The sequence below is a fragment of the Mesorhizobium sp. M4A.F.Ca.ET.022.05.2.1 genome (assembly GCF_003998845.1).
Classification (GTDB): Bacteria; Pseudomonadota; Alphaproteobacteria; order Rhizobiales; family Rhizobiaceae; genus Mesorhizobium.
On the sequence record NZ_RZOJ01000035.1, the window covers coordinates 1 to 12,810 of the forward strand.

The window sequence follows — 12,810 nt, forward strand, 5'->3', positions numbered from 1 at the left end:
CGCCAGCCGGGTCAGCGAGACGAGTTCCAGCAACTCGGCGGCTTTCCTCGCGGCGGCTCTCTCCTCGGCGGCGACCCGCCACGGCGTGAGGAAATTGGCAAGCAGCCGCTCGCCGGTCTGCCCTTGCGCGGCAAGCATGACGTTCTCGATCAGCGTCAAATTGGGCAGCGGCCGCGGAATCTGGAAGGTGCGGCCGAGGCCACGTCCGATGCGGCGGTGCGCGGCCTCGCCCGATACCAGGGTCCCGTTGAGACGGATCTCGCCGCTGGTTGGCAGGATGCTGCCGGCCAGAAGGTCGAACATCGTCGTCTTTCCGGCGCCGTTCGGACCGATTAGTCCGAGGATTTCGCCCGACCCTACCTCGAACGACACGTCGTTGACCGCGACAAGACCACCGAAGCGCCTGACGAGGTTGCTCGCTGTCAGAACCGGCGCACGGGTCTCCGGCCCATGCTGTGTCGCCGTCTCGATCATCAGTCCCTCTGGCCGCAGCGATCGTTGTCGCTTTCTGAATTTTGATATGTGATCACACTTGCTTTGATCACGGTATTCGGCTTTAATTTTATCCGCAAGCCGAAAACGGCCAAGCCCTTGTCAAAAGAGAAGCCGGCCAAAAACGGGCCAGGATCGGAACGCCATGCAGAAGGCTACCGCCGAGCGGAAGAACGATGCGATCGGCGCCCAGCTTGCGCCTGTCGGCCGAGAGACCGTTCAGGACCGGGTCTATTCAGAGCTGCGCCGCGCTCTGATTGGCGGCCTGTTCGAGCCAAGCCAGATGCTGACCATCCGCGGCCTTGCCGACGCGCTGGTGACCTCGACCATGCCGGTGCGCGAGGCGCTCGGACGACTGATCACCGAAAAGGCCCTGGAAGCGCTGCCCAACCGCTCGGTGCGCGTGCCGCCGATCACGCTGGAACGCATCGACGATCTTTTGCGCGCTCGCATCCTGATCGAGGGCGAAGCGATTGCACTGGCCGTGACCCGCATGGGCCCGCGCCAGATCGCCACCATCGAGACCATTCTGGGCGAATGGGACGAAATGCGCGCGCTCAAGCACAAGAAGGATGTCGATCGCGAAGTGACGCTGAACCAGAGCTTTCATTTCGAAATCTACCGGTCCTGCGGCTCGGCGGTGCTGATCCCGATGATCGAGAGCCTGTGGCTGCAATCTGGCCCCTGCATCCGCGTCGCCATCTACGCCTTTTCGGAAGCCGGCGAGGTCGACACAGCCCAGTATCACCGCCGTATCGTCACGGCGCTGGCCACGCAGGACGCTCAGGCAGCGCGCGAAGCGCTTGTCGCCGATATCAGCCGGCCGTTCACCTTCCTGCGCCACAAGCTGCAATCGGCAGCGAAAGACCAGACATGACTTCCATCAGGATCACCGAGCCGCGCTCGAAGCTTTCCGTGACGGCGCTGTTGCTGCCCGAGAAAGCGCCGGAAAACGTTGCTTTCCTGGGTGCCTATCTCGGTAGGCCGCGGATCATCCCCGGCATCCATGCGATGTGGACCGGGCCTGAAATCTCCTGTCCGGTTCCCGCTGCCGATCTTGCGGGCCAGGCCTATGCTCAGCCTCTGCCAGCAGAAAACGCGACGCTGACGCCGCAGCCTGGCGACATCGTGCTGTCCTACGTGCCGCGGCGCGTCTGGGGCGGCAACCCCAATGCCATCTTCGACATCGGCCTGTTCTACGGGCCAGGCGCGCGGCTTCTGTTCCCGATCGGCTGGCTCGCCGGCAGCGTGGTGGCGCAGGTGGTTGCCGAGGAGCGCGATCAGTTCGCCACTGCCTGCGCCGTCATCCGCCGCAACGGCGCCTCCGACATCTCCTTCAGCCTGGTGGAGGCCTCAAATGGCTGACGACAGTTTCGAGCTCTTCGATCTTCGCGTAGAGGCGGTCATCCCCGAAGGCAAGCCGATCTATTGCGGCGCCAAGGCGGGCGACTATTTCGACCTAAAGGGCGAGATGTTGTCGTTGCCGGCCGGGCAGGGCTTTTCGATCTATTCGCTAGCCGCCGTGCTGCCGCTGCTGGCGGCCAAGCAGCGGCCGACGCACGCCAATGACTGGATGACGTCGGACGCCGAGATCGCCTGTCCCGATCCGAACTGCGCCAGCCGGCTCAGGATCGTCAGGGTGGCCAAGCGGCGGTTCAGCCATGCCGAAACGACGGCGGTGCCGCTGCCGGGGAAGACGGAGCACAAATGACTGCCAGGACTTTCGAACTCGCCACCGGCTACACCATCTCGCGCGTCATCCGCGGCGGCTGGCAACTGGCCGGCGGTCATGGCGCGATAGACCGCGAGCAGGCGGTGGCCGACCTGATCGCCACTCTTGACGCCGGTATCTTCACCTATGACTGCGCCGACATCTACACCGGCGTCGAGGAGCTGTTCGGCGCCGCGCGGCTGCGGCTCGCCAACGAGCGCGGCCTTGATGCCGCCGCCAGGATGAAGGTGCACACCAAGCTGGTGCCCGACCTCGAACGGCTGGCCGGCATCAGCCGCGACTATATCAGGAGCATCGTCGACCAGTCGCTGCGCAGGCTGAAGACCGAGCGCATCGATCTCGTGCAGTTCCACTGGTGGGATTATGCGCAGCCTCGCTATGTCGAGGCCATGGCCTGGCTCGACGAGCTGCGCCGCGAGGGCAAGGTGCGCAACCTCGGCACCACCAATTTCGACACGCCGCGGCTCGCCGAGATCCTCGCGGCAGGCATTCCGCTGGTCAGTCAGCAACTACAATATTCGGTGCTCGACCAGCGGCCGGCGGACAGGCTTGCGGCCCTTGCCGCCAGGAACGGCGTCGGCTTCCTCTGCTACGGTTCCGTAGCTGGCGGCTTCCTCAGCGATCGATGGCTTGGCGCTGCCGAACCGGCGACGCCGCTCGAAAACCGATCGCTGGTCAAATACAAGCTTATCATCGACGACTTTGGCGGTTGGGACCTGTTCCAGCAATTGCTGCGGGCATTGAAGACGGCCGGCGATCGCCACGGCGTCGACATCGCCACGATCGCCAGCGCCTGGGTGCTGGAACAGCCGCAGGTCGCGGCCGTCATCGTCGGCGCCCGCAACCAGGCGCATGCGCTTGCCAATGCGGCAATCATGGACGTGCAACTGAGCCCCGACGACAAGGCGACGATCGGCGCCGTGATCGCGCAAAGCCCCGGCCTCGAAGGTGACGTCTACACGCTGGAGCGCGACCGCCATGGCCGCCACGGCTCGATCATGCACTACAATTTGAACGCGGGTCGGATGTGAGCGCCATGAGCCAGCAGGCCTCGCTGTTTTCCCGCGCCAGCACCGAGATCGTCGATCTGCATCGCTTCTTCGTCGACTGGTTCGTCGCCGCGCGTGCCGACACCGTCGACTTCGGTCGCTTCGAAGCCGTCATGGGCGAAGGCTTGACCATGATCGCGCCGAGCGGCGCGATCCTCGGTCGCGATGTGGTCGTCGACCATGTCAGACAAAGCCGCGCCACCTTCGATGACGGCTTTGCCATCTCGATCGAGGACATCCGGCCCGGCTGGCAAACCGACGACACGATCGTCGTCCTCTATGTCGAGGCGCAGCTGCGCGGCGGCAAGCGCAGCCGCCGCCAGTCGAGCGCCGTCTTCACCACCAGTTCATCGGCGCCAAACGGCGTCGAATGGCGACATCTGCATGAGACCTGGTTGCAGGTGCCGGAACGCTGAACAGGCTCAAGACATCAGACCACAATCGAGTAACTCAAGGGGAACAACAATGAGAAACACGATACTGAAATTCACCGCCGCGCTCGCTCTCGTCACGTTGGCAGGTGCGGCTCAAGCCGCCGATTGCAAGATCACCGTCGGCCTCGTCATGGAGTTGACAGGCCCCGCCGGCGAATACGGCCAGGCCGGCGCCAAGTCGGTCGAGATGGCCTTCCGCGACATCAATGCCGCGGGTGGGGTACGCGGCTGCGACCTTGCGACCGACACGCGCGACAGCCAGAGCCAAGGCAATGTCGCGGTCGATGCCGCGACCCAGCTCGTCCAGGTCAAGAAGGTGCCTGTGATCATCGGCGGCATTATCTCCTCGGTGTCGATCCCGATCCTCACCTCGGTCACCGCGCCAGCCAAGATCGTCCAGGTCTCACCCGCTTCCTCGTCGCCGACGCTGACCGCGCTCGGCCGCGACGGCAAGACCAACGGCATCTTCTTCCGCACCATCACCTCGGATGCGCTGCAGGGCGTGGCCGCCGCCAAATACGCCATCGACAAGGGCTTCAAGAAGCTCTCGGTCATCCATGTCAACAACGACTTCGGCGTCAACATGGTGGCCGAGTTCTCGCGCGCCTATAAGGCGCTCGGCGGCACTATCGTCTCTGACACGCCCTACAACGAGAAGCAGTCGAGCTATGCGTCGGAAGTCACGGCGGCGATGGCCGGCGAACCGGACGGGCTCTATCTCGTCAGCACGCCGGTCGACGGCGCCACCGTCGCCCGCACCTGGATCTCGCAGGGCGGGGTGCAGAAGTTCCTGCTCAACGACGGCATGAACAGTCCCGATTTCATCGATTCCGTCGGCGCCGACTATCTCAAGGACGCCTACGGCACCTCCTCCGGCACCAGCCCGACCGCGTCGACCGATTATTTCAACAAGAACTACAAGGAATTCTCAGGCATCGAGCCATCGAACCCGGCCGCCGATCGTTCCTACGACGCCGGCGCCATTGTCGGGCTTGCCATCGCCATCGCCGGCTCCGACGACCCGGCCAAGATCAAGGACGCCATGTACAAGGCGGTCGATCCGGCCGGCACGCCGATCTATGCCGGCAAGGACGAATTCGCCAAAGCGCTCGGCCTGATCAAGGACGGCAAGCCGATCCGCTACGAAGGCGTCATCGGTCCGGTTTCTTTCGACAAATATGGCGACATTACCGGTCCGTTCCGCTTGTGGAAGATCGTCGACGGCAATGTGACGACCGACGGCGAGATGACGACGGATGATGTCAATGCGCTGCAGGCGAAGTTGCAGTAAAGGTCATTCGCTTGGCGCCGAGCGCAATTGAGATCGGCGCCAAGCGAGATAGCTTTGTAAGGATACAGATGCGTCGAGCGTTCAGCGGGGGACGACGCTGTGCGGCCGTGGTGCATGTGCCGGTGAGGGCTGCACATTGACCAGGCCCGCCGGGGCGTGTCGTGCGTCACCGGACTTTGCTGGTTCAGGCGCGGCGGCGGCAGCGCACAATGCGCCCTGGCCAAGGCTCGATTCAGGCGGCGACCGCCAGCGGCAAACATTCACATGGGATAAGGCGGCGACGGTTCCTCCGCCAAAAGCGCGGTGTTGAGCCGGCGTCTCATCGCACCGCAAGCAAGGAGACGCGAAGGGCGAGCAGGCGGTCACATTACTCATGCGTCAGTTCAACTCGATACGTTCTCCCGTTGCCGCCGAGCGTTTTACCGCATCGACCACCCTCAAGGTTTTGAGCCCCTCACGCCCGCTGACAAGCGGCGGTTCGTCTCCGCGGATCACCTTGCAGAATTGTCTGATCTGCAGAACAAGTGGGTCCTCGTCGTCGACCTCGATACGCGTTTGGTCAAAGGGTTCCCACCAACTCCGTTTACCAGGATTGCGCCAGACCTCGAGCGACGGAACAGCCAGCGATCCGTGCGTCCCTCCGATCATGTAACAGGATTGCTCGGTCTTGGGGTAAGCCGGATTCTCTCCGGTTGTCATCTCCCAGCTCCACGGTGCGACCACCGCGTCCGAGACTGTCGCAGTTCCCAACACTCCGTTCTTGAACTCAATCAGGATCACAGCCGTTTCCTCAACTGCGTTGCCGCGCACCGCGTTGGACTCGCGTGCCTGAACCGCAGCCACATCGCCGAAAAGGTAGCGCAGATTGTCGACATCGTGGATGAGATTGAGGAAAACCGGCCCCGCGCCGCGCTCACGACGCCACGAGATGTCGAAGTAGTCGTCGGGTTTGAATAGCCAGAACATCGCATTGACAACAAGAACGCGACCAAGCTTTCCGCTTTCGATGATTTCCTTTGCCTTCTGCATCATCGGATTGTGTCGGCGGTGATGACCGGTCAAAAGAGGAACACCTTTTGCCTCAGCCGCTGCGATCAGCTTTTCCCCGGATGCAATGTCATCGGCGATTGGCTTCTCGATGAGTGCAGGAATGCCGGCTTCAACGGCTTCCAACCCGTTCTGGACGTGAGCCGGGTTTGGCGTAGCCACGATGATCCCATCAGGTCGGTCTGCGGCAATCATGTCCGCGAAGCCTGGAAACCACTTCACGCCGGCTTCCTTGGCAATGGTCTCGCCAACCGGCGTGGGATCGACCACGGCGCTGAGTTGCGCCGAGGGCTCGGCCAGGACGTGCTGAATATGGCGCTTGCCGATGAGGCCTGCCCCAACGACGGCCAGCTTGACCCGTTGGGTCATGGTCACCTCAGCACTTGCCCGCCGCCTTGATCATTGTCGCCGCACGTCGGATGGCAAGCTGGTATCCTTCCGTACCAAGGCCGCAGATCACGCCGTCCGCGCGGTGCGAAACGAACGAATGGTGTCGGAAGCTTTCGCGCTTGTGCACATTGGAGATGTGGATCTCGATCACAGGCCCCTCGAATGTGTTCAGAGCGTCGAGGATCGCGATCGAGGTATGGGTGAAGGCTGCCGGGTTGATGACGATGCCCGCACCGTCCTCGCGCGCCTCATGAATCCAATCGATGATCTCGTATTCCCGGTTGCTCTGATGAAAGAGGATTTCATGGCCGAGGTCGGCTGCCAGCTTGCGGCAGTCCGCCGCTACGTCTGCGAGCGTTTCATGCCCGTAGATATGTGGCTGGCGTTTGCCAAGCAGGTTGAGGTTTGGTCCGTTGAGAACGTAGATCAGGCTCATGGCATAGTGTCCTTCTTGAGCAACGCTGTCCTGGTCAGACGAACGCGATTGCTTGAACGGCAAAATCAGGGTCCGACTCGTAGAGATCCGCGCGCAGGCCGAGCTTTCCAGCTTCGAGAGCAGGCGCGGCGATCGTCCGCGCGGCCTCGAGAACGGCAGTGAGAAGCTTCTGCTTGGTCTTTGCAGTACGACCCGGTGCCATCCGCACGATGATTTGGATGAAATGATGATCGACATGCTCATCGCCAACGCAGGAGTATGTCGCCTCCCGCGCAAGCGTGCGCACGGCGGAAGGTTTCACAAGGCCGCCATCGCGAACGCAGCGATGCACGGTCAGCGTCAGTCGATCCATGGCTACATGCTCGCCTGCGCCCCGGCTATAGTCGATGATGATATGCGGCATTTGGCATTTCCCCATCAAGCCGACAGGCGGCACAGGTCCGTAAAGTGAAGGGACATGCGGTCTGCGTCCGGTGCTATCCCGGTGAACAATTCGAAAGCCGCTGCTGCCTGGTAGACGGTCATGCCGCCGCCCCGAAGGGTCCGGCAGCCTTTTCCTTCGGCGAGAGCAAGGAGCTCTGTGACGAGTGGCATATAGACGATGTCGGCCACCCAATGCCGTGGCAGAAGCCATTCCGCATCTATGGGCAAACCAGGATGGCTCTTCATACCCGTCGGCGTCGCGTGGATAAGGCCGTCCGCGGAGCGCAGGGCGCTGCCGACATCCGTCGTGGCACGCGCGCAATCCCTTGAGAACCGATCGTTCAACTGCTGGGCCAAGGTTTCCGCCCGTTTTGAATCCTGGTCAAAGATCGACAATGTCTCAATACCGAGCTTGATTGCTGCATGGGCCACGGCGACACCGGCGCCGCCGGCGCCAAGCAGCACGGCATGCGACTTGGCGACGTCCGGAAGTCCGCGCTGGAAATTCTCGTAGAAACCGTACCAATCCGTGTTGTGGCCGATCCTCTCGCCGTTGCGAAAGACCACGGTGTTGACCGCACCGAGCATCTCTGCATCCTCGGAAAGGCGACTGAGGTGGGCGATCACCGTCTGCTTGCACGGATGTGTAATGTTGCTGCCGGCAAAACCGCGCTGCTCTGCCTCGTCCAGGAGGTCCGGCAGCGCGGAGGCGGGAAGGCCTCGCTCGGAGAAGTCGAGAAGCTCGTAACGGTAATCGAGGCCCTGGCGTCGCCCCTCCGTTTCGTGGAGGGCCGGGGACTTTGACATTTGAATGTCGGCACCGATCAGCCCCACGAGGAATTTCTTGTTGTGCATTGGCATCGCTTTCGAAAGTCAGTGATGGGCCAGGATTTCACCGAGGAAGGTTTTCGTGCGCTGGTGCTCGGGAGACTTGAAGAAGACCTCCGGTTCGGCCTCTTCGACAATTTCTCCGGAGTCCATGAAGATGACGCGGTCAGCGACCTGACGGGCAAACCCCATCTCGTGCGTGACACAGATCATCGTCATGCCGTCACGGGCGAGCCCGATCATGGTGTCGAGCACCTCTTTCACCATTTCGGGATCGAGGGCAGAGGTCGGTTCGTCGAAGAGCATGACCTTCGGCTCCATGCAGAGCGCGCGGGCGATGGCGACGCGTTGTTGTTGTCCGCCCGATAGCTGCGCGGGATATTTGTCCGCCTGGTCAAGGATACGAACGCGCTCGAGATATTTTCGAGCCAGTCGCTCTGCGTCAGCGTGGCTCACGCCACGAACACGCATTGGGGCGAGGGTACAGTTCTGAAGTACGGTTATGTGGGGGAAGAGATTGAAGCTCTGGAAGACCATTCCCACTTCGCGACGTACAGCGTCGATGGATTTGGTGCTTCCGTCCAGTACGTGACCCTCGACGACGATCTTGCCTTCCTCGATCGTCTCGAGGGCATTGATGCAGCGGATTAACGTTGATTTCCCGGAGCCTGACGGCCCGCAGAGGACGATCTTTTCGCCTTTGCGGACCGACAAACTGATGGATTTCAAGGCATGGAAAGTGCCGTACCACTTCTGCACATCCTCAAGGGAAATCAGCTTCGATTGATGTTTTGCGGAATTGAGCACGGAACCCTCCATTTGGGCTTTTACTGCACGGTGAACGGGATGTTCGGAATGGATTCCGGGAACTGCGGCAGATCGATCGCCATCCATTTCTTCGTGATGGCGGCGAGCTCACCATTGGCCTTGATTTTGTCGATGAAGGCGTTGACGGCTTCGTTCCAGTCCTTCTCGCCGAGACGGGTACCGACGCCGTTGTAGGTCGTCAAAAAGTTAATCTTGCGCTCGTACGTGCCGGCACTCGCCGCATCCAGACGTTGACCATAGAACTGGTTGCCCCCAACCGCCTTTACCTGTCCGGAGACCAAAGCCTGGATGGTTGCGGCGTCGTCATCAAAGCGGCGAACCGTTGCGGTGGATCCGACGGCGTTCGTTACTGCCTTGTCCTGCGAACTGGATTTCGGAACGCCGATCTCCCATCCGGCAACGTCTTCAGGCTTCGTAACGGTGTCGGATTTGGCAGCATACAGCGAAATCGTGTTGGCGGCGTAAGGCTTGCTGTACTGAATTGCTTTCGCGCGTTCTTCCGTCATCGCCATCGTTGCGAACAGGATGTCGACTTTGCCGGTGGTAAGCGCCGGAATTCGGTTGGCAACGGCGAGTGGCTGGAATTGAACCTTCACGCCCAATTCCTTGGCAAAAAGGTTGGCGATGTCAGCGTCGAAGCCGTCCTGCACGCCGCTTGTGTTGACGAACCCCCATGGCGCATTGTCACCCTGGATGCCGACCACGAGCGTGCCTTTTGCCTTGATTTCCTCTACAGTTGCCGCAGAGGCTGCGGCAGTGCCAATGGTTGCGAAGGCAATAGTTGCCAGTGCAAGTCCAAGAAAAATCCTACGACTGTTATGCATGCTATTCTCCTCCTTACGAGTTTTGCTTCCAGCGAAGCGGTTAGCGGGCAGCTTTCGCCATCCGTTTTTCAAGGCGACTTCCCGCATGGGAGAGCGGCCAGCAAATGATGAAGTAGATTGCGCCGACGATCCCGAAGACGAGCAGCGGACGATAGGTCTGGTTTGAAATGATCTGACCGGCGCGGGTCAGTTCAATGAAGCCAACGATTGCTGCCAGCGACGTGCCCTTGGTGAGCTGGACAAGGAAGCCGATCGTGGCCGGCATCGATATTTTCAGGGCCTGCGGCAGAATGACGTCTTTCATCCGCGAGACATAATGCAAACCGAGGGCGTTGGCGGCTTCCGTCTGGCCCTTCGGCACAGCCTGGATGGAGCCGCGCCAGATCTCGCCCAGGAAGGCGCTGGCATGGAGCGTGAAGGCGACTGCGACCGCAATCCACGCGTTAACGTCGATGCCCAACAGCGCAACGCCGTAATAGACAACGAAGAGCTGCATCAGAAGGGGCGTGCCCTGGAAGACGCCGATATACCCTGCGGTGATCGTCCGGGCGACCTTGTTCTTCGAGGTGCGCAAGAGCGCGATCAGGATTCCGAATATCCCCCCACCGATGAAGCCCACGATCGCAAGCAGCACGGTCCATTTCAAACCCTGCATCAAAAAGAGAAATTGATCTTCTCCGATGGGACCCATGGCTGCTTCCTATCGCGTCGGGTAGTTGAAGTAGTGGCGAGAAATGAGCGCAAAGAGGCCCATCATCAGGCTTGAGATGGCCAGGTAGATAGCGGTCACCGTGAAATAGACTTCGAAGCTGCGGAAAGTGTCAGACTCAATGCGCTGAGCGGCCGAGGTCAGCTCGTAGGCGGCGATCGAGGTGCAGACAGACGTTGTCAGTGTCAGCATAATGAACTGGCTTGTGAGCGAGGGATAAATCGCCCGCAGCGCCGGCTTGAGCACGATGAGCCGGAAGACATCCGCCTTGTGAAGACCAAGTGCGAAACCTGCCTCGATCTGGCCGCGCGAAACGCTCTCGATCCCGCCGCGGATGATCTCGATTGCGTAGGCCCCACCATTGATGCCGAGGGCAATGATCGCCGTGACGGTCGGATTGAGGCGGATGCCCATGAGAGGAAGGGCAAAATATATGAAGAAGATCTGCACCAGGAATGGCGTATTGCGCACAACCTCGACGAACATGATCACGGCAGCCCGCGTGATCCCGCTCTTGGAACTCCTTGCAACGACGCCCAGGAGCCCGATGACGAGTGCGAGGAGCATCCCAGCTAACGCAAGGCCAACCGTTCCAAGCGAACCCCATAGCAATTCCGGGGCGCGGTCGAGGACCGCACCGAAATCAAACGTATACATGTAAGACTTCCTCCTCCTGACCGGCCTAGGCCGCGTCGGCGCCAGATCAGTGATCTGGTTTCAAAATTCCCAGTGCGCCGGCATGCAGATGTTTTAAATGTGCTTTCGGGTCCACCGGCCCGACGAGTGGCACTTCGACCGAGATAGCAGCGCCGTGTTCAGTTGCCGCACAGAGGTCCTTCAATGGCAGTTCGCCTTCTCCAGGAGCGAGCCTGCCGCTTCTCGCCTCGGCGATCATTGCGTCCGATGTTTTGGGCGCAGGCCCGCGGACGTCGCAAAGCTGGATGTGCTTTACCTTCCCTGAATTTGCGCGAAGCTCGTCGATCGAGGCGCCGTTTCGGAAGAAGTGAATCCCGTCAACAAGGGCACCGGCGTTCTCTGCTCCACAGGCATTCAAGATCGCTAGGCTGTCGCGAAAGGTCCTTACCGTCCGCCAGCCCATGTTTTCGATGTCGACTGACATGGCATATCGCGCCGCGAGGGCGCAAAACTCAGACAGGTTTGTGGCAAGACGGCCGCCGTCTCGATCATCGCCGCAAACACTCAGCCGGCGCGCCCCTATGTTCGCAGCGGCTGCCACGGTCGCCTCGTGGGAGGCCGCAAGGAAGCTCTCGTCGATCACGAAGAACTCGATATCGAACACCTTGATGCCTTCGCCATCGGCAACTGTCTTGAACTCCTGGGCACTGTGGCTGCCCACCGGCAACTCGTAAAAGGGGGCTCCGGGAAAGGCGGGGTGCAGGCGAAGCCCTATCGAGGCAAAACCCGCCCGAGCAGCTATCAACGCGAATTCCTTGGGCGGCAGCGCGATCGATGAAAAATGCGCTACGCCCAGTTCAAGGCCCGGCCCTGGCGTCGCGACGGTCATCACAAGGTGCCCTTTGTCGCAAGGTGGTTGCGCAGATTGGTTCCCGTGCGGTGGATATGCTGACGCAACATATCGCACGCATAGTCCAGATCCCTGGCGACGGCTCCCTGAGCGATCTCACTGTGCTCCTGGCTGACGTTGCGGTCACCCGACGTGCGGGTCAGAAACACCCGGCGATAACGGTCGTTGAGATTAAGCAGCAGGCTGCAGAAATGGAGCAGGATTGGCTTCCCGCAGCCGGAAATAAGTGTCAGATGGAATTCGCGGTGGAACTCTTCCCAGCGCTCGAGTGTCTCGGGGCGGGCCGCGTCACGCTCAGTGCGGTTAAGGCGATGCAGCGCGCGCATGACGTTGCCTTCCCACTCCACATCGCCGATCCGCATGGACTCGCGAAGGGCAAAGACTTCGAGCTCTTCGCGCAGGACGGTGATCTCTTCCAGATTTGCCAGGGAGATTGATGAAACGCGGTAGCCGCGATTGTCCTCGAACTCCACTAGACCGTCCGATATCAGCCGCGCCAACCCTTCACGCAGCGGACTGAGGCTTACGTTGAACGTCTTGCGCGCCTTGTCGAGATTGATCTTGCTGCCGGCCTGAAGCTCGCCGGAGATGATCGCCTCACGAAGACGGGATGCAAGCTGGCTCCCAATCGTGTTTTTGCCGTCGTCGAGGAATCCAGAAGACGATGGAGCATCTTCTGCCGGCGGAGCAGATGCGCCGTCATCATGCGGTACCATTGTCCCGGCTCCCAAGATTCATTCGTCGATGATCGGTATTATAAACGATTATTCTTGTCAACTTC

17 protein-coding genes are annotated in these 12,810 nt (G+C 60.9%); 6 read left to right on the forward strand and 11 right to left on the reverse strand.

All coding sequences use genetic code 11. From position 1 onward, the window contains the following. Positions 1-474 (reverse strand): ATP-binding cassette domain-containing protein (locus EN745_RS06565; RefSeq protein ID WP_127420826.1); only part of this gene is annotated, 474 nt, incomplete at its 3' end. Positions 475-637: 163 nt separating this feature from the next. On the opposite strand from EN745_RS06565, the gene EN745_RS06570 reads away from it, so the two are divergent. Genes EN745_RS06570 through EN745_RS06595 form a run of 6 tightly spaced genes read left to right on the forward strand, consistent with a single transcriptional unit; the run spans position 638 to position 4,998 of the window. Next, positions 638-1,369, forward strand: a complete 732-nt coding sequence (locus EN745_RS06570) for a GntR family transcriptional regulator (RefSeq protein WP_127404920.1) — start codon at positions 638-640, stop codon at positions 1,367-1,369. After that, complete coding sequence (locus EN745_RS06575; protein WP_126056270.1) at positions 1,366-1,857, forward strand: DUF3830 family protein; 492 nt, start codon at positions 1,366-1,368, stop codon at positions 1,855-1,857. The genes EN745_RS06570 and EN745_RS06575 overlap by 4 nt, the downstream gene beginning before the upstream one ends. After that, positions 1,850-2,203: a TIGR04076 family protein gene (locus EN745_RS06580; RefSeq protein WP_126056269.1), complete on the forward strand. Its 354-nt coding sequence runs from the start codon at positions 1,850-1,852 to the stop codon at positions 2,201-2,203. Before EN745_RS06575 ends, EN745_RS06580 begins: the two co-directional genes overlap by 8 nt. Continuing rightward, positions 2,200-3,255, forward strand: coding sequence for an aldo/keto reductase (locus tag EN745_RS06585; protein ID WP_126056268.1), 1,056 nt, complete (start codon positions 2,200-2,202; stop codon positions 3,253-3,255). Before EN745_RS06580 ends, EN745_RS06585 begins: the two co-directional genes overlap by 4 nt. Positions 3,256-3,260: 5 nt before the next feature. Beyond that, the gene (locus EN745_RS06590; RefSeq protein WP_127404919.1) at positions 3,261-3,689 is read left to right on the forward strand and encodes a hypothetical protein; all 429 of its coding nucleotides are present in this window, start codon (positions 3,261-3,263) and stop codon (positions 3,687-3,689) included. Between the two features lie 49 nt (positions 3,690-3,738). After that, the gene (locus EN745_RS06595; protein WP_127404918.1) at positions 3,739-4,998 is read left to right on the forward strand and encodes an ABC transporter substrate-binding protein; all 1,260 of its coding nucleotides are present in this window, start codon (positions 3,739-3,741) and stop codon (positions 4,996-4,998) included. A 378-nt stretch (positions 4,999-5,376) separates the two neighbouring features. On the opposite strand, the gene EN745_RS06600 is transcribed toward EN745_RS06595, so the two are convergent. Genes EN745_RS06600 through EN745_RS06645 form a run of 10 tightly spaced genes read right to left on the reverse strand, consistent with a single transcriptional unit; the run spans position 5,377 to position 12,745 of the window. Further along, positions 5,377-6,414 (reverse strand): Gfo/Idh/MocA family oxidoreductase, encoded by a 1,038-nt coding sequence (locus EN745_RS06600; protein WP_127404917.1) that lies wholly within the window; start codon positions 6,412-6,414, stop codon positions 5,377-5,379. A 7-nt stretch (positions 6,415-6,421) separates the two neighbouring features. Then, on the reverse strand, positions 6,422-6,871 hold the full coding sequence (gene aroQ, locus EN745_RS06605; RefSeq protein WP_126056264.1) for a type II 3-dehydroquinate dehydratase: 450 nt from the start codon (positions 6,869-6,871) through the stop codon (positions 6,422-6,424). Positions 6,872-6,905: 34 nt separating this feature from the next. Next, a complete protein-coding gene (locus EN745_RS06610) occupies positions 6,906-7,274 on the reverse strand; it encodes a 5-carboxymethyl-2-hydroxymuconate Delta-isomerase (protein WP_126056263.1) in 369 nt (122 codons plus the stop codon). Between the two features lie 14 nt (positions 7,275-7,288). After that, entirely contained in the window at positions 7,289-8,149 is an 861-nt protein-coding gene (locus tag EN745_RS06615) for a shikimate dehydrogenase (RefSeq protein WP_189362979.1), read from the reverse strand. An 18-nt stretch (positions 8,150-8,167) separates the two neighbouring features. Next, positions 8,168-8,941 (reverse strand): amino acid ABC transporter ATP-binding protein, encoded by a 774-nt coding sequence (locus EN745_RS06620; protein ID WP_189362980.1) that lies wholly within the window; start codon positions 8,939-8,941, stop codon positions 8,168-8,170. 8 nt (positions 8,942-8,949) lie between these two features. Continuing rightward, the gene (locus EN745_RS06625) at positions 8,950-9,774 is read right to left on the reverse strand and encodes a transporter substrate-binding domain-containing protein (protein WP_126056260.1); all 825 of its coding nucleotides are present in this window, start codon (positions 9,772-9,774) and stop codon (positions 8,950-8,952) included. Between the two features lie 40 nt (positions 9,775-9,814). Continuing rightward, on the reverse strand, positions 9,815-10,465 hold the full coding sequence (locus tag EN745_RS06630) for an amino acid ABC transporter permease (protein WP_127404916.1): 651 nt from the start codon (positions 10,463-10,465) through the stop codon (positions 9,815-9,817). A 9-nt stretch (positions 10,466-10,474) separates the two neighbouring features. After that, entirely contained in the window at positions 10,475-11,140 is a 666-nt protein-coding gene (locus EN745_RS06635) for an amino acid ABC transporter permease (RefSeq protein WP_126056259.1), read from the reverse strand. Positions 11,141-11,186: 46 nt separating this feature from the next. After that, positions 11,187-12,008, reverse strand: a complete 822-nt coding sequence (locus EN745_RS06640) for a sugar phosphate isomerase/epimerase (protein ID WP_126056258.1) — start codon at positions 12,006-12,008, stop codon at positions 11,187-11,189. Further along, positions 12,008-12,745 (reverse strand): GntR family transcriptional regulator, encoded by a 738-nt coding sequence (locus EN745_RS06645; protein ID WP_126056257.1) that lies wholly within the window; start codon positions 12,743-12,745, stop codon positions 12,008-12,010. Before EN745_RS06645 ends, EN745_RS06640 begins: the two co-directional genes overlap by 1 nt. Positions 12,746-12,810: the final 65 nt, after the last annotated feature.